This is a genomic window from Brachybacterium sp. AG952 (genome assembly GCF_004362645.1).
Lineage (GTDB): Bacteria > Actinomycetota > Actinomycetes > Actinomycetales > Dermabacteraceae > Brachybacterium > Brachybacterium conglomeratum.
In genome coordinates this window covers 121,772-142,875 of the sequence record NZ_SNXV01000007.1, presented here as the reverse complement: position 1 = coordinate 142,875, position 21,104 = coordinate 121,772, and the positions used below count along the sequence as shown (strand labels likewise).

The 21,104-nt window shown below is 74.3% G+C and carries 16 protein-coding genes; 7 read left to right on the top strand and 9 right to left on the bottom strand.

Features of this window, described 5'->3' with window-relative positions; all coding sequences use genetic code 11:
* The first annotated feature begins 16 nt into the window (after positions 1-16).
* From DEU31_RS15850 to DEU31_RS15830, 5 genes are all read left to right on the top strand, one after another.
* A complete protein-coding gene (locus tag DEU31_RS15850; protein ID WP_133677833.1) occupies positions 17-1,588 on the top strand; it encodes an ABC transporter ATP-binding protein in 1,572 nt (523 codons plus the stop codon).
* On the top strand, positions 1,588-3,216 hold the full coding sequence (locus tag DEU31_RS17340) for an ABC transporter permease (protein WP_133677832.1): 1,629 nt from the start codon (positions 1,588-1,590) through the stop codon (positions 3,214-3,216). The genes DEU31_RS15850 and DEU31_RS17340 overlap by 1 nt, the downstream gene beginning before the upstream one ends.
* Positions 3,213-4,550, top strand: coding sequence for an ABC transporter permease (locus DEU31_RS15840; RefSeq protein ID WP_133677831.1), 1,338 nt, complete (start codon positions 3,213-3,215; stop codon positions 4,548-4,550). Before DEU31_RS17340 ends, DEU31_RS15840 begins: the two co-directional genes overlap by 4 nt.
* 173 nt (positions 4,551-4,723) lie before the next feature.
* Positions 4,724-5,170: a cytidine deaminase gene (locus DEU31_RS15835; protein WP_126988270.1), complete on the top strand. Its 447-nt coding sequence runs from the start codon at positions 4,724-4,726 to the stop codon at positions 5,168-5,170.
* A gap of 88 nt (positions 5,171-5,258) precedes the next feature.
* Positions 5,259-6,572, top strand: coding sequence for a thymidine phosphorylase (locus DEU31_RS15830; RefSeq protein ID WP_133677830.1), 1,314 nt, complete (start codon positions 5,259-5,261; stop codon positions 6,570-6,572).
* Positions 6,573-6,845: 273 nt separating this feature from the next.
* Here DEU31_RS15830 and DEU31_RS15825 read toward each other — a convergent pair whose 3' ends face one another.
* From DEU31_RS15825 to DEU31_RS15810, 4 genes are all read right to left on the bottom strand, one after another.
* A complete protein-coding gene (locus DEU31_RS15825) occupies positions 6,846-7,922 on the bottom strand; it encodes an NUDIX domain-containing protein (RefSeq protein WP_133677829.1) in 1,077 nt (358 codons plus the stop codon).
* A gap of 82 nt (positions 7,923-8,004) precedes the next feature.
* Entirely contained in the window at positions 8,005-9,012 is a 1,008-nt protein-coding gene (locus DEU31_RS15820; protein ID WP_133677828.1) for an alcohol dehydrogenase catalytic domain-containing protein, read from the bottom strand.
* 100 nt (positions 9,013-9,112) lie between these two features.
* The gene (locus DEU31_RS15815; protein WP_166649546.1) at positions 9,113-9,949 is read right to left on the bottom strand and encodes an FCD domain-containing protein; all 837 of its coding nucleotides are present in this window, start codon (positions 9,947-9,949) and stop codon (positions 9,113-9,115) included.
* Between the two features lie 7 nt (positions 9,950-9,956).
* Positions 9,957-11,411, bottom strand: coding sequence for an Nramp family divalent metal transporter (locus DEU31_RS15810; RefSeq protein ID WP_133677826.1), 1,455 nt, complete (start codon positions 11,409-11,411; stop codon positions 9,957-9,959).
* A gap of 139 nt (positions 11,412-11,550) precedes the next feature.
* On the opposite strand from DEU31_RS15810, the gene deoC reads away from it, so the two are divergent.
* On the top strand, positions 11,551-12,216 hold the full coding sequence (deoC, locus tag DEU31_RS15805; protein WP_126988264.1) for a deoxyribose-phosphate aldolase: 666 nt from the start codon (positions 11,551-11,553) through the stop codon (positions 12,214-12,216).
* A 108-nt stretch (positions 12,217-12,324) separates the two neighbouring features.
* Here deoC and DEU31_RS15800 read toward each other — a convergent pair whose 3' ends face one another.
* Positions 12,325-14,127, bottom strand: a complete 1,803-nt coding sequence (locus DEU31_RS15800; protein ID WP_243733864.1) for a phospho-sugar mutase — start codon at positions 14,125-14,127, stop codon at positions 12,325-12,327.
* Complete coding sequence (locus tag DEU31_RS15795) at positions 14,124-14,993, bottom strand: purine-nucleoside phosphorylase (RefSeq protein WP_133677825.1); 870 nt, start codon at positions 14,991-14,993, stop codon at positions 14,124-14,126. Before DEU31_RS15795 ends, DEU31_RS15800 begins: the two co-directional genes overlap by 4 nt.
* A gap of 98 nt (positions 14,994-15,091) precedes the next feature.
* Here DEU31_RS15795 and DEU31_RS15790 point away from each other — a divergent pair, with 98 nt between their 5' ends.
* Positions 15,092-16,558, top strand: coding sequence for an NAD(P)H-quinone dehydrogenase (locus tag DEU31_RS15790; protein ID WP_166649545.1), 1,467 nt, complete (start codon positions 15,092-15,094; stop codon positions 16,556-16,558).
* A gap of 127 nt (positions 16,559-16,685) precedes the next feature.
* Here the strand turns inward: DEU31_RS15790 and DEU31_RS15785 are convergent, their stop codons facing one another.
* From DEU31_RS15785 to DEU31_RS15775, 3 genes are read right to left on the bottom strand one after another with little or no spacing between them, the layout of a single operon-like run.
* The gene (locus tag DEU31_RS15785) at positions 16,686-18,464 is read right to left on the bottom strand and encodes a biotin carboxylase N-terminal domain-containing protein (RefSeq protein ID WP_133677824.1); all 1,779 of its coding nucleotides are present in this window, start codon (positions 18,462-18,464) and stop codon (positions 16,686-16,688) included.
* A gap of 57 nt (positions 18,465-18,521) precedes the next feature.
* On the bottom strand, positions 18,522-19,286 hold the full coding sequence (locus DEU31_RS15780) for a Maf family protein (RefSeq protein ID WP_133677856.1): 765 nt from the start codon (positions 19,284-19,286) through the stop codon (positions 18,522-18,524).
* 56 nt (positions 19,287-19,342) lie between these two features.
* Positions 19,343-21,028: a DUF885 domain-containing protein gene (locus DEU31_RS15775; RefSeq protein WP_133677823.1), complete on the bottom strand. Its 1,686-nt coding sequence runs from the start codon at positions 21,026-21,028 to the stop codon at positions 19,343-19,345.
* Between the last annotated feature and the right edge of the window lie 76 nt (positions 21,029-21,104).

Here is a 21,104-nt window from a genome sequence, read left to right as displayed (position 1 = left end):
GACGGAAGCGAGTGCTGTGAAGCTCGAACTGCGCGGCATCACGAAGACCTTCGGGTCCTTCGTGGCCAACGATGCGATCGACCTGGTCGTCGAACCGGGGGAGATCCACTCCCTGCTGGGGGAGAACGGCGCGGGCAAGTCCACCCTGATGAACGTGCTGTACGGGCTGTACCGCCCCGACGGCGGCCAGATCCTCCTCGACGATCGCCCCGTCAGCTTCTCCGACCCGGGCGACGCGATGGCGGCCGGCATCGGCATGGTCCACCAGCACTTCATGCTCGTGCCCGTCTTCACCGTCGCCGAGAACATGGTGCTGGGCAACGAGCCCACCCGCGGCGGCCTCCTGGACCTCGCCGCCGCCCGCAAGCTCGTGCGCGAGATCTCCGCCCGGTTCGGCTTCGACCTCGACCCCGACGCGCTGGTCGAGGACCTCCCCGTCGGCGCCCAGCAGCGCGTCGAGATCATCAAGGCCCTCAGCCGCCGCGCCGAGGTGCTCGTGCTGGACGAGCCCACCGCCGTGCTCACCCCGCACGAGACCGACGAGCTGATGACGATCATGCGCCAGCTGCGCGACGAGGGCACCTCGATCGTCTTCATCACCCACAAGCTCCGCGAGGTCAAGGCCGTCTCCGACCGGATCACCGTGATCCGCCGCGGGAAGGTGGTCGGCGAGGCCGATCCATCGGCCGACCAGGCCGAGCTCGCCTCCCTGATGGTCGGCCGCCAGGTCTCCCTCGCCCAGGAGAAGGCGCCCGCCGCGCCCGGCGAGATCGCCCTCGAGGTGGAGGACCTCCGCGTCACCGACGAGGCCGGCACCCGCACCCTCGACGGTGTCTCCTTCGAGGTGCGACACGGTGAGGTCCTCGGCATCGCCGGGGTCCAGGGCAACGGCCAGACCGAGCTCACCGAGGCGCTGCTGGGCCTGCAGGACACCGTCGCCGGCTCCGCCCGCCTCGAGGGGAGCGAGCTGGTGGGCCGCTCCACCAAGCAGATCCTCGACGCCGGCGTCGGCTTCGTCCCCGAGGACCGCACCCACGATGCGCTGATCGCGGACTTCTCCGTCGCCGAGAACCTCGTGCTGGACCAGCACGACCGCACTCCCTTCGGCACGGCGGTGTCGATGTCGCTGAAGGCCATCGCCGAGAACGCGAAGAAGCTGATCCCGGAGTTCGACATCCGCACCGGATCGGCGGCATCGGCCGCGTCCACGCTGTCCGGCGGCAACCAGCAGAAGATCGTCATGGCCCGCGCGCTGAACCGCGAGCTGGCGCTCCTGATCGCCTCCCAGCCCACCCGCGGCGTGGACGTCGGCTCGATCGAGTTCCTCCACCGCCGCATCCTCGACGAGCGCGACAAGGGCACCCCCGTCGTGATCGTCTCGACCGAGCTCGACGAGGTCACCCAGCTCGCCGACCGCATCGCCGTGATGTACCGCGGCCGCATCCTCGGCTTCGTCCCCGGCGACGAGGATCGCGACGTGCTGGGCCTGATGATGGCCGGCTACACCGCCGAGGCCGCCCGCGAGGCCGTCGCCGCCGGCGCCCGCACCACCGACTCCCAGCTCGCCGACGAAGGAGACATCGCGTGATGAGCACCCTCTCCGAGACCGGCGCCGCCGGCTCCGCGCCCGGCGTCGGCGCGGGCGCAGCCGACGCCCCGCCCCCGTCCGAGGAGCGCGCCGAGACGGCGCTGGCCCGCACCCTCCAGTCGATCGCGCGCAGCGACCTGCTGGTGGTCGTGATGAGCTTCGTGTTCGCCTTCCTCATCGGCTCGGTGCTGATCGTCATCGCCGACGAGGAGGTCCGCACCACCCTCGGCTACTTCTTCGCCCGCCCCTCCGACGCGCTCACCGCGATCTGGCAGTCCGTCACCCACGCCTACGGCGCGATGTTCCGCGGCGCCGTCTTCGACGGGCCGGGCTTCTCCCGCGTCGCGGAGGACGTGCGCGAGGCCGGCGGCTCCGGCACCTACGTGCTCTTCCCCGCGCTCGCCGCCGGACTGCGCCCCCTCACCGAGACCCTCACCGTCGCGACCCCGCTGATCATCGCCGCGGCCGGCATGGCCGTGAGCTTCCGGGCGGGCCTGTTCAACATCGGCGGCACCGGCCAGCTGATCGTCGGCGCGATGGCCGCGGGCTACGTCGGCTTCGCGGTCCAGCTCCCCGTCGTGCTGCACCTGCTGGTCGCGCTGCTCGCGGGCGTGCTCGCCGGGGCCGTGTGGGGCGGGATCGCCGGCTTCCTCAAGGCCCGCTTCGGCGCCAACGAGGTCATCAGCACCATCATGCTGAACTGGATCGCGACCTACCTGCTGTTCTTCGCGCTGAAGACCACCGCGTTCACCGGCGCGAACCAGTCCCAGCCCACCTCCCCGTCGGTGGGGGAGAACGCGACCCTGCCGCTGCTGCTCGGCAGCGGGTTCCGCCTCCACGCCGGCCTGTTCCTCGCCGCGGGCGCCGCCGTGCTGCTGTGGTGGCTGATGAGCCGCTCCACCCTCGGCTTCCACTTCCGGGCCGTCGGCTCGAACCCGCGCGCCGCCCGCGTCGCCGGCATCTCCCCGGCCCGCACCGCCTTCCTGGTCCTCGCCGTCGCGGGCGCCCTGGTGGGCCTCGCCGGGGCCGTGCACGTGCTGGGCACCGAGCGCCGCCTCACCGAGGGCGTCGCCGGCAACATCGGCTTCGACGCGATCACGGTCGCGCTGCTGGGCCGCTCCGGCCCCGTCGGCATCGTGCTGGCCGGCCTGCTCTTCGCGGCCCTGTCCACGGGCGGGCGCTTCATGGAGACGAACCAGGGCGTGCCGCTGGACCTCGTGCAGGTCATCCAGGTGCTCGTGGTGCTCTTCATCGCCGCGCCGCCGCTGGTGCGCACCCTGATCGGCCTGCGCCGCATCGACCACCCCGGCGCCGGGGCACGCCGCACCCGCCGCCCCCGCGCCGTCGAGGTCCCTGCGACGGTCGGCGCCGCGGCCGGTGCCTCGACCGCCTCCGCCACCTCGGGCACGACGGCCGACGGGCCCGCCGCGGGCGGGTCCGACGGCAGCTCCTCCGGCGGCGCCCACCGCGCCGACGCGCCCGTCGACGGGGGAGCGCCGCCCGGCGACGCGCCGCCGGCCGGCGCCTCCGGGACCGGCACGCACGCCCGACAGGATCCGTCCGACGGGACCGCCCCCGCGCCCGAGCGCGGCGAGGACACCACCGATGCGCAGGAGGACCACCGATGAGCACCGCCCCCGTGGTCGTCGCCGACGACTCCGTCGTCGAGAAGCGCCTGGACGACTCCCGCCCCGCCAGCTGGTGGCACCTGCCCGCGACCACCACTGGGCTCGGCCTGATCGCGCTGGTGTTCTTCGGGCTGCGCGGCCTGCCCGGCGCCGAGTCGGTGTTCGCGCTCGCCCGCGAGACCGACCTGAACCCCCTCGGCCTCGTCCCCGAGCGCGTCACCCTGCCCTCGCAGGGCGGGGCGATCGCCCTGTCGGTCCTCGCGCTCGCCGCGTCGGCCGGGCTCTGGGTCCTCCAGACGCGCCGGGCCCGGCCCTCCCGCGGCGTGCGCATCGCGCTGATCGCCGTGTTCGCCGTCGCCTGGGTCCTCGCCTTCATGACCTGGGTGATCTCCCAGCGCTCCCTCGATGTGACCACGCTGCTGCAGGGCACGATCGTGCTGGCCGTGCCGCTCGCCTTCGGGGCGCTGTCCGGAGTGCTCTCCGAGCGCGCCGGCGTCATCAACATCGCGATCGAGGGACAGCTGCTGTTCGGCGCCTTCGGCGCGACGCTGGTGGGCTCCCTCACCGGGAACGTGTGGCTGGGACTGCTCGCCGCCCCGCTGGTCGCCCTGATCATGGGTGCGCTGCTGGCGCTCTTCGCCGTCGGCTACCAGGTCCAGCAGATCATCGTCGGCGTCGTTCTGAACGTGCTCGCCATCGGCGTGACCTCGTTCTTCTTCGGCACCGTGATGCGGGACAACCCCGGGCTGTTCAACGCGCCCCTGCGACTGCCCACCCTGCGGATCCCGGTCCTGGCCGACATCCCCGTGATCGGGCGGGTCCTGTTCGAGCAGAACATCCTCGTCTACCTCATGTGGATCATCGTCGCGGGGCTGACCTTCGCGCTCTTCCGCACCCGCTGGGGCCTGCGCGTGCGCGCCGTCGGCGAGCACCCCAAGGCCGCGGACACCGTCGGCATCGCCGTGAACCTCACCCGCTGGAAGAACGTGCTGCTCGGCGCCGCCGTGGCGGGCCTGGGCGGTGCGACCCTCACCATCGGCACCGGCGTCGCCTTCGGTGAGGAGATGAGCGCGGGCAAGGGCTACATCGCGCTGGCCGCGATGATCCTGGGCCGCTACCACCCCGTCGGCGCGCTGCTGGCGGCGCTGACCTTCGCCTTCGCGGACTCGCTCCAGCTGCGCCTGGGCACCATGTCCGCCGCCGAGGGCGGGGTCTCCATCCCCGGCGACTTCCTGCTCATGCTCCCGTACGTGGTCGCGCTGTTCGCGGTCGCGGGCGTGGTGGGCAGGGTGCGGGTCCCCGCGGCCGACGGGCAGCCCTACGTCAAGCAGTGACCTCCCGCCGCCCCGCCGGGCGGCACCGCGCCGCCGCGTCCCGTCGTCCTCGGGGCGCGGCGTCGCGCATCACGTCCCGTCGTCCCGGGGCGCGGCGCCGCATGTCGCGCTCCGCCCTCCCGGGACGGCGCGTTCCTCCCCTCCCGAGCCCCCGCAGTGAGAGCATCGAGCACATGACCGCGAACGACCCCGCGCCCCCGGCGCCGACCGCACCTGCCGAGTTCGAGACCCTCCTGGCCGAGGCCCGTGCGATCGCCGAGCGCGCCTACACCCCGTACTCCCGCTTCCGGGTGGGCGCCGCCGCGCTCGCCGAGGACGGTCGCCTGCTGCACGGCTGCAACGTGGAGAACGCCGGCTACGGCGTGACGCTGTGCGCCGAGTGCGGGCTGATCAGCGACCTCATCGCCGGCGGGGGCGGGAAGCTGCACCGGTTCGTGTGCGTCGGCGGCGACGAGTCCCTCGCCCGCGACGAGCGCGCGGTGGTCATGCCCTGCGGGCGCTGCCGCCAGCTGCTGTCCGAGCACGCCGGCGCCGACCTCGTGATCCTCACCCCCGAGGGGCCGCGCGCGATGGCCGAGGTGCTGCCGCAGGCCTTCGGCCCCTCCGACCTCGCCCTCTGACCTCGCCCTCCGAACCCGGCCGCGCCGATCCCGGCCGCTCGCCCCGCTCGCTGATCCCTGCCGCCCTCCACCACCCCAGGAGCACGCCATGACCGACCAGACCTCCCGCCCCGCCGTCGAGCCCTTCGACGCCGTCGACGTCATCCGCACCAAGCGCGACCGGCAGCGGCTCAGCCCCGAGCAGATCGACTGGGTCATCGACGCGTACACCCGCGGCGTCGTCGCCGAGGAGCAGATGGCCGCCCTCGCCATGGCCGTGTTCCTCAACGGCATGGGGCGCGAGGAGATCGCCCGCTGGACCGCCGCCATGATCGCCAGCGGTGAGCGGATGGACTTCTCCTCCCTCGACAAGGCCACCACCGACAAGCACTCCACCGGCGGCGTCGGCGACAAGATCACCCTGCCGCTCGCCCCGCTGGTCGCCTCCTTCGGCGTCGCCGTGCCGCAGCTGTCCGGGCGCGGGCTCGGACACACCGGCGGCACCCTCGACAAGCTCGAGGCGATCCCCGGCTGGCGCGCCTCGCTCAGCAACGACGAGATGATGCGCCAGCTGGCGGAAGTCGGCGCCGTCATCTGCGCGGCCGGCTCGGGCCTGGCGCCCGCGGACAAGAAGCTCTACGCCCTGCGCGACGTCACCGGCACCGTCGAGGCGATCCCGCTGATCGCCTCCTCGATCATGTCCAAGAAGATCGCCGAGGGCACCGCCGCGCTCACCCTGGACGTGAAGACCGGCGCCGGCGCCTTCATGAAGGACGAGGCCGACGCCCGCGAGCTCGCCCGCACCATGGTCGACCTCGGCACCGATGCGGGCGTGCGCACCGTCGCCCTGCTCACCGACATGTCCGCACCGCTGGGCCGCACCGCCGGCAACGGTCTCGAGGTGCGCGAGTCGCTCGAGGTGCTCGCCGGCGGCGGCCCGGCCGACGTGGTCGAGCTGACCGTCGCGCTGGCCCGCGAGATGCTCGAGGCCGCCGGGGTGCGCGATGCCGACGTCGAGGCCGCGCTGACGGACGGCCGCGCCATGGACACCTGGCGCGCGATGATCGCCGCCCAGGGCGGCGACGTGGACGCCCCGCTGCCCACCGCGAAGCACGTCGAGGAGCTGCGCGCCACGGAGGACGGCATGGTCACGGGCCTGGACGCGATGGGCGTGGGCGTGGCGGCCTGGCGTCTGGGCGCGGGCCGCTCCCGGCCCGGCGAGGCCGTGCAGGCCGCCGCCGGCGTCGAGATCGAGAAGCACCTGGGCGAGGAGGTCCGGGCCGGGGACGTGCTCGCCCGCCTCCACACCGACACCCCGGAGCGGATGGGCCGCGCCCTCGAGTCGCTCGAGGGCTCCTGGACCCTCGCCGCGCCCGGCACCGAGGTCCCCGAGCACCGGATCGTGCTGGACCGGATCGCCTGACCCGGTCTCGGGCAGGGTGGGCGCGGGCTCGGTCCGTGCGGACGCTCGGCCCTGCTGCAGGTCCGTCGGCCCGACCGGGCTGGTGCGCTCTGCGCGCCCTGGTCCGGTCGCTGGGCGCGACACGCCGTGGAGCGTGCGTCGAGAGCACCGCAATCCGGCAGGAACCCATGGAATCAGTGATCTCGGCGCCCCGCGGGGCGTGTCGCGTGCGTGCTGTGCCGTGACGTGGGAGCGGAGGGCGGGACGCGGGGGCGGCCTGCGAGCCCGGGGAGCTCAGGATCGAGCGGCGCCGGCCTGCAGCGCCGGGAGGATGTGCTCGGTCATGAGCGGGGCGAGCCGCACGCCCGCCGGGGTCCCGGACAGCGGGAACCAGCGGTGGTCGGCGAGCTCGGCCCGCACCTCGAGCGGCTCCGGGAGGGACTGCCGGCAGACGAAGACGGTCGAGCGCACGCGCGTGCTCGGCTCGTTGGCGGCGACGGCCTCGAAGTCGCCGAGCGGGGAGAGACCTGCCGGATCGAGCCGCACGCCGAGCTCCTCCTCCACCTCGCGCACCGCCGCCTCGAGCGCCGACTCGCCCGGCTCGAGCTTGCCGCCCACCTGCATGTAGGAGCCGGTGCCGCGCTTGCGCACCGCGAGCAGCTCGGCCCCGTCCTCGCCCTCGCGCAGGAAGGCGACCGCGGTGATCTCGAGGACCGTCCCGGCGCCGTCCGCGGCCGGTCGGTGGTGCCGCTCGGCCGCGGCGAGGGCGGTGAGGCGTCGCAGCAGGCGCGTGCCCTCGTGCAGGCCCACCGGGCGCATCCCGGCCGCCTTCCAGCGCTCGAGGTCCCCGCGCTGGTCACGGGCCAGCCCCCAGCCCCGCCGCAGCAGCGTCAGCGGCGGCTTGCGGCCCTCGCGCAGGTCCCGGGCCAGTCGCAGCGCGAACACCACCGGGGTGGGGCGCTGCAGCACGATCGCGTCGGCCAGCAGCCCCAGCTCCCGCAGCGGCGCGATGAGCTGCGCGGCGAAGATCCCCTCGGCGATCAGCAGCTCGGCGTCCTCGGCGCGCAGCGTCGCGGTGCCGGTGCGGCGGGAGAGCGGGATCGAGTAGACGGGCACCTCGGCGACCCCGTCATGGGCGAGGGCGACGAGCGCCTCGAGCGCGGCCCCCGCGTTCCAGGAGGCCGGATCGTCCCAGTCCACGATTCCGAAGCGGTGGGGGAGGGAGGGATCGTCGTGGTCGCGGTAGAACTCGTCCAGCGGCACCGTGGGCAGGCCCGCGCGGTGGGACATCACGCCCTTGCCGCTCCCCGAGGGGCCGGCGACGATGACGATGCGGCGCGGGGGACGGGGGAGCGCGGAAGGGCCGGTCATGGAGGACGATTCTACGGCCGCTCGAGCGCCGCGGGCCCGCCGACGAGGTGTCGACGGGCCCGCGGACGGCGCGGCGCGGCCGTCAGGCGAAGGTGAGCACGACCTTGCTCGAGCCGCGGCCGGCGGCGGCCTCGAAGGCGGCCTGCGCGTCCTCGAGCGCGAACTCGTCGCTGATCACCTGCTCGGCGACCTCGGTGCGCGCGAGCAGCTGGACCGCCTGCTCGATCTCGGCGACGAACCGGTAGGTGCCGCGGTACTCGAGCTCCTTGGAGACCACCGGGCCGAGGGTCACGCTGACCGGGGTCGGGGGCAGGTTCCCGACCTGCACCACGATCGCGGCACGGGCGATGCTGCGCAGGATCCCGTCGAGGGAGGCGGGCGCGCCGGAGGCCTCGAAGGCCACGGAGATCGCCTGGTCCATGCCGTCGGTGGACTCCAGCGCCTCGTCGGCCCCGAGCGCGAGGGCGCGCTCGCGGGCGGCCTCGGCGAGGTCGACGGCGGTGATGTGCGCGGCGCCCGCGGCGCGGGCCGCGAGCACGACCAGCAGACCCACGGGACCGCAGCCGCTGACCAGCACGTGCTTGCCGGTGAGCTCTCCGGCGCGGGCCACGGCGTGCATCGCCACGCCCAGCGGCTCGGCGAGCACGGCGCGGCGGGTCGACAGCCCCTCCGGCAGCGGCACGATCTGGTCCGCGTCCACGGTGAGAGACTGGGCGAAGGCGCCGTCGGTGTGCGGGTCCTGCGCGGCGGAGCCGAGGTAGGTCAGGTCCGGGTGGAGGTTCTCCCGGCGCACCAGCTCCGCCGGCAGCGGGGAGTGGGTGCGGGCGGGGTGCACGGTGACGCCCTGGCCGACAGCGAGGCCGGTGACGCCCTCGCCGAGCTCCTCGATGCGGCCGGAGATCTCGTGGCCCAGCACGAAGGGACGCTTCATCACCGCGGTGCCGGAGACGCCGGTCCTCCAGTAGCCGAGATCGGAGCCGCAGATGCCGCCGTACTCGACGGCGAGGCGCACCTGGCCGGGGCCCGGGGCGGTCGGCTCCTTCTCGACGAGGCGGAGGTCGCCGGGGGCATGGATCTCGAGAGAGCGCATGGTCAGTCCTTTCGATGCGGACGCTCGCGGCGGCACTCGCCGTGGGCGTCCGGGGGTGACGGGGTCGGAGGGGGAGGGGCGGGTGACTCGTCGCGTCCGGTCAGGCCGGGCCCGGCGAGGATCCCTGGGCGGCGGGGGAGCGGTCCACGGCCTCGACGGCGCGCATGTGCTCCGCCATGACGGCGCTCGCCGCCTCCTCGTCGCCGGCGAGGATCGCCTCGACGATGCGGACGTGCTCGGCGTGCTCGGCGCCGACGAGCCCGCGCGCCTCGCGGGTCACGCGCAGCTCGCGCATTGCGCGGAACAGCGGGGCGCTGACCGCGTCGAGCACGCCGTGCAGGGCGGGGCTGTCGGCGAGACGGGCGATCTCGGCGTGCAGTCGCATGTCCAGGCGGGGGTAGGCCTCGGAGTCGCCGAGCGCCTCGCCCATCTCCTCCAGCAGCCGGCGCAGCGCGCCCGCCCCGTCGGCCGACGGGCCCGCCGCGCCGATCCGGCGGGCGGCGAGGGCGGCGGCGCGCACCTCCAGCGGGGAGCGCAGATCCATGAGGGTGGCGAAGCCCTCGCCGGGGGCGGTGCGGATCGTGCGCGAGAGCGAGAAGCGCACCAGCGAGCTGTCGGTCGGGCGCACCCGGGCGGCGCGGCCGTTGGAGATCTCCACGATCCCGAGCGCGTCCAGGGCGCTCAGCGCCTCGCGCACCACGGCCTTGGAGACCGCGAAGCGTTCCGCGAGCGCCCCGGCCGAGGGGAGCGGGTCCCCGGCGTCCAGGCCCTCGTCGTCGATCAGGTCGAGCACGGCCTGCCGCGCCCGGCCCACGAGGGTCTCGCGGCTCAGCGCCTGGTCCGACGGGTCGACGGGCGAGGTGAGGTAGCGCCAGGCGGTGTCGCCGAGGCCCGCGGCGCGGGTCTGCTCGGAAGGCGGGGCCTGCTCAGAGGACATGGTCTGCTCAGAAGGCATTGACGAGCCCGATCACTCCCACGGCGATGATCGCCGCGGCGGAGATCCACAGCATGATCTCGGTGGGGCGGCCGTCGCGGATCCGCGGGTCGGTCTGCGTGCGGGCCAGGAACACCGTCGCGATCGCCGCGCCGATGAGGTACACGGCGTTGAGGATGCCGGCGATGATCACCAGCAGCAGCGGGGAGGAGGCGATCGTGCCCAGCAGGCCCCAGCCGATCGGCAGGACGATCATGATGACGCGCTGCCAGCGGTCGCGCGCGACCTGGTCGTTCCAGTCGTACGCGCCGAAGACGGCGAGGGTCTGGCCGGAGATGCGGCTGAGGCTGGGGACATTGGCCAGGATCGTCTTGAACAGCGCGAGCCCCGCGCCGATGAGGAAGAGCACGCCGCCCCAGGTGCCCACGGCGGAGTCGAAGATCGAGGAGATGGTCACCATCACCTCGTTGCCCTCGGGCACCAGGCCCTGCGGGTGCAGCACGGCGGCGCCGAGGATAAAGAACGCGGCGGTGGAGGCGGTGTAGATGACCCACGAGACCCACGCGTCGACCTTCATCACGGAGATCCAGCCCCTGGCCCGGGAGACCCAGCCCTCGGAGCCGTCGTTGGGGCCGGTCCAGGCGGCGTAGCCCTTCTCGACGACCCAGTAGGTGTAGGCGGTGGTCTCGCCCGCGCCGACGCCGGTCATGCCGAACATCGCGATCGCGACGCCGATCGCCCCGGCCGCGAGCTGGAAGCGCATGCCGCCGGCGAGGTCGCCGGCGCTCCACGCGAACTCGGTGCCCTGCAGGAGGAACACCATCACGATCGCGAAGAGCGTCACCAGCAGCACCAGCACGGTGGAGATCCGTTCGACCACGGCGTAGCGGTTCAGCGAGTGGATGGCGATCGCGACGATCACCAGCAGCGCGACCCAGACGCCGATGGACAGCAGCGAGTAGGGCTCGCCGCCGATCGGCATCAGGCTCGAGAAGGCGAAGGCGGAGGCGCTGATCACGCCGGCCTGCCCGATGAAGAACTGCAGGATCATCAGCAGCTGCAGCCAGGAGATCCAGCCGCGCCTGCCCAGCCGCGGGGGCACGTCGTCGTAGCCGTCGACCGCGGTGCGGCCGGTGGAGATGGACCAGCGGGCCAGCTCGATCTGGACCCACACCTTCAGGAAGGTGGAGACCAGCACCAGCCACAGCAGCATGAAGCCGACGGTGGCGCCGAGGGCGGTCGCGGTCAGCAGCTCGCCGGAGCCGACGACGGCGGCGGAGGTGATCATGCCGGGGCCGAGGAACTTCAGCCGGCCGCGCAGGGTGGTGGGCGGATCGGCGATCTGGGAGCCGTCGACCACGTAGGGGTCCACGCCCTTGGCGAGCACGGTGCGGGTGGGGAGGTCGGGGTTCGGCTCGGGGGAGGCGGGGGATCCGCTCGGCGTCGAGCTGGGGGACGTCGTCATCGACGGGTTCTCCTTCACACGGTCTGGGCGCGAGGAGCGGAGGAGCCGCGTCGCGCCGGATGCCGGGCAACCTATCAGATAGGTGGATAGGTGGTGGCGAGGTGTCGAACACGAGCGCGCTCGTGGGAGGATTCCGGACATGACCGCACTCGAGAACGCTCAGCTCGCCCAGCTCATCGACCACACCCTGCTCAAGCCCGAGGCCGCCCGCGCCGACGTCGACGCGCTCGCCCGCGAGGCCGAGGCCCTCGGCACCTGGTCGATCTGCGTCTCGCCCTCGATGCTCCCGGTCGAGACCTCCGTGAAGGTCGCGACCGTCTGCGGCTTCCCCTCCGGCCAGCACAGCGCCGAGGTGAAGGCCTTCGAGGCGCGCGAGTCCGTGGACAAGGGCGCCGACGAGATCGACATGGTGATCAACGTCGGCCTCGCCCGCGCCGGGCAGTACGACCAGGTGGAGCACGAGATCCGCGCCGTCCGCGACGTCGCGAAGGCCCCGGTGCTGCTCAAGGTCATCATCGAGTCCGCCGCCCTGGACGACGAGCAGATCGTCGCCGTGTGCCAGGCCGCCGAGCGCGCCGGCGCCGACTTCGTGAAGACCTCCACCGGCTTCCACCCCGCCGGCGGCGCCTCCGAGCACGCCGTGACGCTCATGCGCGAGACCGTCGGCGACCGCCTGGGCGTGAAGGCCTCGGGCGGGATCCGCACCCGCGAGGCTGCCGAGGCCATGGTCGCCGCGGGCGCGAGCCGGCTGGGCCTGTCCTCCTCGAAGGCCATCCTCGAGGGCGGCACCGGCTCCGGCTACTGAGCATCGCGTCGTCCCCGCGCGGGGACGCCACACCCCTCATCGCACGAGGCCCGGCAGGGAGGATCCTCCCTGCCGGGCCTCGTGCCGTCCGCCGACGGGTCGCGCCGCTCAGGCGCCGGTGAGCGCGGTGCGCATGTCCTCGGTGATCCGCTCCAGGTGCTCGGCGGCGGCGCGGCGCACCGCGCCGAGCGCGGCCTCGTCGGCTGCGGCGGGGACATCCTCGCGCACCTCGATGTAGCACTTGAGCTTGGGCTCCGTGCCGGAGGGGCGCACGATCACGCGGGCGTCGTCGGCGGTGGCGAGCAGCACCCCGTCGGTCGCCGGCAGGCCGGTGGTCTCCGCGGAGCCCTCGGCGAGGTCCTGCACCGTCGTGACCTCGGCGCCCGCGAGGGCGACCGGAGCCTCCGCACGCAGCCGCGCCATCATCACGTCGCGCTCGGACAGCTCCGTGACCCGTAGCGAGAGCTGCGAGGTGGCGAACAGGCCGTGCTCCCGGGCGAGCTCGTCCAGGCGTCCGACGAGCGTGGTGCCCTCGGCGCGGGCGAGCGCCGCCATCTCGGCGACCATCAGCGCGGCGGAGAGGCCGTCCTTGTCGCGCACCACCTCGGGCAGCACGCAGTAGCCGATCGCCTCCTCGTAGCCGAAGACGATCCCCGGGGCGCGGGCGATCCACTTGAAGCCCGTCAGCGTCGTCGCGGCCTCGAGCCCCGCCGCCTGCGCGATCCGGCCCAGCCAGCGGCTGGAGACGACGGAGTTCGCGATCGTGCCCGCATAGCCGTGGCGGCGGATCAGGTGGTCGCCCAGCAGCACGCCGAGCTCGTCGCCCGTGAGCATCCGCCAGTCGCCGAGGTGCGGGTCGAGCACCGCGGCGGCGCACCGGTCCGCATCGGGGTCGTTGGCGACGACCACGTCGGCCTCGAGGGTGCGGGCGAGCTCGAGGGCGAGGTCGATCGCGCCGGGCTCCTCCGGGTTCGGGAAGGCGACGGTGGGGAAGTCGGGATCCGGATCGGCCTGCTTCGCGACCGGGTGCACCTCGGCGAAGCCGGTGCGGTGCAGGGCCGCGAGCGCCGTCTCGGTGCCCACCCCGTGCATCGCGGTGTGCACGATCCGCACCTGCCGCGGCCCCTCCGGGTCCGGCAGCGCGCAGATCGCGGCGAGATAGTCCTCGCGCAGCTGCTCGCCGAGCACCTCCCAGCCCTCGGCGCGGGGGATCTCCCGCGCGGGGCCGACGGCGGCTATGCGGTCGGCGATCTGCGCGTCCGAGGGCGGCACGATCTGCACGCCCTGCCCGTCGGGGGCGGAGGCGCGGCCGCCGAGGTAGACCTTGTAGCCGTTGTCCGCCGGCGGGTTGTGGGAGGCGGTGACCACGATCCCCGCGTCGGCGCCGAGGTGGCGGACGGCGAAGGCGATCAGCGGGGTCGGGCCGTGCCGCTCCAGCAGATGCACGCGGCAGCCGGCCGCCGTCATGATCGCGGCGGAGGCGCGGGCGAAGTCCTCGGAGCGGTGGCGGGCGTCGAATCCGATCACCACCAGCGGCTGCTCGAGGCCGAGGTCGCCGGTGAGGTGGTCGGCCAGGCCGCGCGCGGCGCGGGAGACCACGGCGAGGTTCATCCGGTGCGGGCCCGGGGCCATGCGGCCGCGCAGCCCGGCCGTGCCGAACTCCAGATCGCCGGAGAAGGCGTCGCGGATCTCCTCGGCGGCCGCGGCATCGTCGGCATCCGCCTGCTCCAGGAGGTTCTCGAGCGCCGCCCGGGTGACGGGATCGGGGTCGTCGGCGATCCAGGCGGCGACCCGGGCGCGCAGCTCGGCGTCCGGGCCGGGGGCGTCGCCGGCCGGACCGGCGGCGCCCGCCTCGCCGGCGGTCGTCACGTCGTCGGCGTCGCCGGGGGCAGGAGCGGGCTCGGGGCTCATGCCGCGCCGCCGTCGGCCCCGGCCGGGGCGCCCGCGCCGTCGGCCGCTCCCGCGGTGATCCGGCGCACCGTCTCGGCGAGCAGGCGCGAGATGCGCGGACCGGCCTCCCGGCCCGCCTCGAGCACCTCCTCGTGGCTGAGCGCGTCCCCGGAGATGCCCGCGGCGAGGTTCGTCACCAGCGAGATGCCCAGCACGTCCAGGCCGGCCTCGCGGGCGGCGATCGCCTCGAGCGCGGTGGACATCCCGACCAGGTGCGCGCCGATGGTCCTCGCCATCTGCACCTCGGCCGGCGTCTCGTAGGTGGGGCCGGAGAACTGCATGTACACGCCCTCGTCGAGGGAGGGGTCGACCTCCTTCGCGATCGCGCGCAGCGCCGGGGTGTACAGATCGGTGAGGTCCACGAAGTTCGCGCCCACCAGCGGGGTCGCACCGGTGAAGTTGATCTGGTCGCTGATCAGCACCGGCGTGCCCGGACGCCAGGACGGGTCGATGCCGCCGCAGCCGTTGGTCAGCACCATCGTGCGCGCGCCCGTCGCGGCGGCGGTGCGCACGCCGTGCACGACCGCGTCCACGCCCGCGCCCTCGTAGAAGTGGGTGCGGGCCCCGAGCACGAGCGCCCGCGCGCCGGTGCCCTCCACGCGGATCGAGCGCAGCGTGCCGACATGGCCGGCGACGGCCGGCGGGCGGAAGCCGGGGATGGAGGTCGCGTCGGCCTGCCAGACGGTCTCGCCGAGGAGGTCCGCGGCCCCGGCCCAGCCCGAGCCGAGCACCAGCGCGAGGTCGTGGGCGGGAACGGAGCTGGCCTCGGCGATCGCGGCGGCGGCGTCGCGGGCGAGCTGGTACGGATCAGTGCTCGATGCAGTCATGGACCGAAGGTAGCGCAGGGAGCGGGCGGTGCGAAGCCCGCTCGGGCGGCCTCCCGGAAACCGCCCCCGACGTCACAGGTCCTTGGGATGATGGCGGCGTGGACGATCCCAGCACCGCCATCCCCGCCGACCCCCGCCGTGTGCCCCGCTGCGCCGACGACGTGCAGGTGGTGATCATCGGCGGAGGGCCCGGCGGCTACGAGGCCGCGCTCACGGCGGCCCGCCAGGGTGCCCGCACCACCCTGGTCGCGGACCGCGGCGTGGGCGGCGCGGCGGTGCTCACCGACGTGGTGCCGTCCAAGACCCTCATCGCGACCGCCGAGGTGCTCGACCTCGTCGCCGGCTCCCGGGAGCTCGGGATCCGGGACGCCGACGACGGCGCCGCCCCCACCGCCGAGACCCTCGACGTCGACCTCGACGCGGTCAACACGCGCGTGCGCCGACTCGCCGACGCCCAGTCCGCCGACATCCGCCAGAGCCTCGCCGCGGCCGGGGTCGAGGTGCTCGACGGGCGCGGCCGCCTCGACGGCCCCGACCGGGTCGAGGTGAGCGGCACGGACGGGGAGACCCGTGTGCTCGAGGCCGACGTGATCCTCCTGGCCGTCGGCGCCCGCCCCCGGGAGCTCCAGGCAGCGCCCTTCGACGGCGAGCGGATCCTGAACTGGACCCAGCTGTACTCGCTGCAGGAGCTCCCCGAGCACCTGATCGTGGTCGGCTCGGGCGTGACCGGCGCCGAGTTCGCCAGCGCCTACCGCGCCCTCGGCAGCGAGGTCACCCTCGTCTCCTCGCGCGAGAAGGTGCTGCCGGGCACCGACGCCGACGCCGCCGACGTGCTCGAGGACGCCTTCGCACGCCGCGGCGTCACCGTCCGCTCCCGCTCCCGGGCCGCCGGGGCGCGGCGCACGGCCGACGGGGTCGTCGTCACACTCACCTCGGGAGAGGAGGTCGAGGGCAGCCACGCGCTGATGGCCCTGGGCGGGGTCCCCTGGACCTCGGATCTGGGACTGTTCACCGCGGGGGTGCGGGTGCGCGAGAGCGGCCACATCGAGACCGACCGGGTCTCGCGCACTTCCGTGCGGGGCATCTACGCCGCGGGCGACTGCACCGGCGTGTACCCGCTCGCCTCGGTCGCGGCGATGCAGGGCCGGATCGCGATGCACCACGCCCTCGGGGAGGCGGTCTCCCCGCTGATCGCCGCGCAGGTCTCCTCTGCGATCTTCACCAGCCCTGAGATCGCGGTGGTCGGGGTGAGCGAGCAGGAGGTCGCCTCCGGCCAGGTGCGGGCCGAGGTGCTGATGCTGGGCCTGGAGACGAACCCGCGCGCGAAGATGCAGGGCATCGACGAGGGCTTCGTGAAGCTGCTGGTGCGCCCCGACTCCCACACGGTGCTCGGCGCCGTGGTGGTCGCGCCGCGGGCGAGCGAGCTGATCCTCCCCTACACGCTCGCCGTCGCGCACCGCCTGACGGCGGAGCAGCTCGCGGGCACCTCCACCGTCTATCCCTCGCTGACCGGCTCACTCGCCGAGGTGGCGCGGCAGAAGGTGCTCGCCGGCGGCAGCGCCTGAGCCCACCAGGGCAGGGCGCCGCGCACACGAAAGCGCTCTGTGCGTGACCTCGACGCCTGTACGGTGCTGAGGTCACGCACAGAGCGCAGAATTGTGCAGGGGGCGGGCTGGGGGCGCCCGAGCCGGGTCAGTCCTCGATCGAGCAGAGCACCGCGCCGGCGGAGACGGTCGCGCCGATCTCGGCGTTCAGGCCCTTGACCACGCCGGAGCGGGAGGCGGTGATGGGCTGCTCCATCTTCATCGCCTCGAGCACCACCAGCACATCGCCGTCGGCGACGGTCTGGCCCTCCTCGACGGCGACCTTGACGATCGTGCCCTGCATCGGCGCGGTCACGCCGTTGCCGCCCGCGGCGCCCTCGCCGGCACCGCGGTGCTGGCGCTTGCGGCGCTGGCGCACCGCGGCCTGCGGGGCGCGCAGGGAGGCGGGCAGGCTGATCTCGACGCGGCGCCCGTCGACCTCGACGACCACGGCTTCGCGGTCCTCGGGCTCCTCCGGCTGCGCCGGCAGCGGCGCGGCCGGCAGGTCGCCGGTGAACTCGGTCTCGATCCAGGTGGTGTGCACCGAGAAGGGCTCCTCGGCGTCCTCCGGGGTGAAGGCCGGGTCCTCCATCACCGCGCGGTGGAAGGGCAGCACGGTGGGGATGCCGTCGATGCGGAACTCGGCCAGGGCGCGGCGGGAGCGCTCGATCGCCTCCTGCCGGGTCGCACCGGTGACGATGAGCTTGGCGAGCATCGAGTCGAAGGCGCCGGAGACCTCGTCGCCGGCGCGCACGCCCGACTCGATCCGCACGCCCGGGCCCGAGGGCACGTCGTAGCGCTGGATGCGGCCCGGGGCGGGCATGAAGCCGCGGCCGGGGTCCTCGCCGTTGATGCGGAACTCGAAGGAGTGGCCGCGCGTGACGGGGTCCTCCTCGCTGACCCGCTCCCCGGCGGCGATGCGCAGCTGCTCGCGCACCAGGTCCACGCCCGCGACCTCCTCGGTCACGGGGTGCTCGACCTGGAGGCGGGTGTTGACCTCAAGGAAGGAGATGGTGCCGTCCTTGCCGACGAGGAACTCGCAGGTGCCGGCGCCGACGTAGCCGGCCTCGCGCAGGATCGCCTTGGAGGAGGAGACCAGCTGGGCGCGCTGCTGGGAGGTGAGGAAGGGCGCGGGCGCCTCCTCGACGAGCTTCTGGTGGCGGCGCTGCAGGGAGCAGTCACGGGTGGAGACGACCTGCACGTTGCCGTGCATGTCGGCCAGGCACTGGGTCTCGACGTGGCGGGGCGAGTCGAGGAACTGCTCCACGAAGCACTCGCCGCGGCCGAAGGCGGCGACGGCCTCGCGCACCGCGGAGTCGAACAGCTCGCGCACCTCGGACTCCTCGCGGGCGACCTTCAGGCCGCGCCCGCCGCCGCCGAAGGCCGCCTTGATCGCGATCGGCAGACCGTGCTCACGGGCGAAGTCGACGACCTCGTCGGAGTTCTTGACCGGGTCCTTGGTGCCGGCGACCAGCGGGGCCCCGGCCTTCTGGGCGATGTGGCGGGCGGAGACCTTGTCGCCCAGCTTCTCGATCGCCTCGGGCGGCGGGCCGATCCAGGTCAGGCCCGCGTCGATCACGGCCTGGGCGAAGTCGGCGCGCTCGGAGAGGAAGCCGTAGCCGGGGTGGATCGCATCGGCGCCGGAGCGCTTGGCGATGTCCAGGATCTTGTCGACGACGAGGTACGAGCTCGCCGCAGTGCTGCCGCCGAGCGCGTACGCCTCGTCGGCGATCACGGTGTGCAGCGCATCGCGGTCCGGGTCCGCGTACACGGCGATCGACCGGAGGCCGGCGTCCTTGCAGGCCCGGGCGACGCGCACCGCGATCTCCCCACGGTTGGCGATGAGCACCGTGGACAGGGGGCGGGGCTTGGCGGGTCGAGGGGCCATGAGGCGGAGGTTCCTTCCGGGGAGTGCAGCAGAGGTCGAGTGTAGTACCGCGGACCCTCAGGGAGCGGCAGGCCGTGACCGGTCGGGCACGTCGGGGACGGGCGCGGGATCGTCCTCCGGCGCGGACCCCTCCGCGGAGCCGTCGTCGACCGGTGCCCACAGCTCGTGGATCCCCAGGCCGATGTCGGCGAGCAGACGGCGCAGCAGCGGCAACGAGAGCCCCACCACCGCGTGCGGGTCCCCCTCGACGGACTCGACGAAGGGGCCGCCGCGGCCGTCGATCGTGAAGCCGCCGGCGACGCCGAGCGGCTCGCCGGTGGCGACATAGGCGTCGATCTCCTCGTCGGAGAGGTCCGCGAAGGTCAGGGCGCAGGACGCGGTCGCGCCGAAGGTCGCCCCGGTGCCGCCGTCCTCCGGATCGCGGTCGTCGACGATCCAGTGGCCCGAGTGCAGCACCCCGGTCCGTCCCCGCATCGCGCGCCAGCGCTCCGCGGCCCGTGCCGGCTCGTGGGGCTTGCCGACGACCTCGCCGTCGATCTCCAGCATGGAGTCGCCGCCGAGCACCACGTAGCCGCCCTCGCTGCGCGCGGTCGCCGCGAGCGCCTTCTCACGGGCCAGCAGCAGCACCTCCTCGGCAGGGGCGAGCGGGGCGTCGCCGGCGGCCTCGCGGGCCGCGGCGAGGATCCCGTCCTCGTCGAGGTCGACAGGCAGGGTCCGGTGCTCGATGCCGGCCGCGGCGAGGGTCGCGCGGCGTCCGGCGGAGGCGGAGGCGAGCAGGAGCAGCGGCTCGTGCTCCTCCACGCCGGCCGACGGGTCGAGCATCGGGTCAGCGCTCGGAGCGTTCGCCGCTCCGGCCGACGGGTCGTGCGCGGCGGCGCTCACAGCGCACCCTCCAGCACCGACAGGGGCAGGCTGCCCAGCTCGAGCGCGCGGCGGTGGAAGTCCCGCACCGCGGCGGGGGAGGAGTCCGCCGCGGTGGCGCGCTCGCGCAGCTGCTCCCAGGTGCGCTGGCCGAGCTTGTAGGAGGGGGCCTGGCCGGGCCAGCCCAGATAGCGGTTCAGCTCGAAGCGGCGCTCGGCCTCCTCCACGCCCCAGTTTTCGGTCATGAACTCCCAGGCGGTGCGCTCGTCCCAGGCGCCGCCGTCGGCGCCCGGCAGGCCGGTCGGCATCGCAAGGCCCAGGTGCAGGCCGATGTCGAGCACCACGCGCCCGGCGCGCAGGCGCTGGGCGTCCAGCATGCCCATCCGGTCGCCGTCGTCCTCGAGGTAGCCCAGCTGCTCCATCAGCCGCTCGGCGTACAGCGCCCAGCCCTCGCCGTGCCCGGAGACCCAGCAGAGCATCGCGCGCCAGCGGTTCAGGGTGTCGGCCTGGAGGGTCTGGATGCCCACCTGCAGGTGATGGCCGGGCACGCCCTCGTGGTAGACGGTCGTGGTCTGCTCCCAGGTGCGGAACTCCTCGGTCCCGGCCGGGACGTCCCACCACATGCGGCCGGGCCTGGTGAGGTCCTCGCTGGGGCCGGTGTAGTAGATGCCGCCGGAGCCGGTGCGGGCGATGCGGCACTCGAGGCGGTGCAGCGGCTCGGGGATGTCGAAGTGGGTGCCGGCGAGGTCGCGGATCGCGGAGTCGGAGAGCTGCTGCATCCACTCCTGCAGGGCGTCGGTGCCGTGCAGCAGCCGGGCCGGGTCGGCGCTGAGCGCCTGCCTCGCGGCGGCGACGGAGCTGCCGCCGCCGGTGGCGTAGCGCTCGTTCAGCCGCGCGGCGACCTGCTCCTGCTCGGCGATGATCGCGCGCAGCTCCTCCACGCCCCAGGCGTAGGTCTCCTCGAGGTCGATCTCGGTGCCGAGGAAGGTGCGGGAGTGGAGCTGGTAGGCGTCCCGGCCCACCGCGTCGGCCTCCGGCGCCTGCGGCACCAGCGACTCGAGCACGCCCGCGATCTCGCGATAGGCGGTGCGGGCCTGTTCGGCCGACGCGCGCACCTGCGCCTTCTGCGCCTCGGTGCCGACGGCCTCGCCCGCGAAGGCGTCGAAGAAGCCGCCGTCGGCCGCGTAGCCGCGCGCCTGCTCCGCACCGAGCAGCAGCTGGCGGCGCGCCGAGACGGTGCCGGCGGCCGCGGCCTCGCGCAGGGACTCGGCCCAGCTGCCGAGCGCACGGGGGAAGCCGGCCATCCGCTCGGCGAGCACCTCCCAGTCGTCGGCGGTGTCGGTGGGCATCTGGTCGAGCACGTCGCGGGACTGCAGCACCGAGGCGAGGTTGTTGACGGCGGCGATGTCCAGGCGCTGCTCTGCGCGCTCGAGGCCGAGGCCGAGCCGCTCGGAGAGGGCGGCGCGGGTGACGGCGTCGACGTCATCGGCGTCGGGCACCTCGGCGATCGCGGCGAGCAGCTCGCGGGCGAGGTCCTCCCGTGCGGCGACCGCGGCGGGGGAGTAGTCGGTCACCTCGCCGTCGTGCCCGGCGATGCCGAGCTCGGTGGCGAGGAAGGGGTCCGCCGCCGCGAGACGGTCGACATAGCCGTCCGCGAGGGCGTCCAGGGCGGAGGGGGTGCGGGCCGGGGTCGGGGAGGACATGTGCCGCAGTCTAGGTCGTGCGGCGGGCCTCCCGGACCGGGCCCGGCAGGGCGGCGCTCCGGGCCGACCGGCGGGG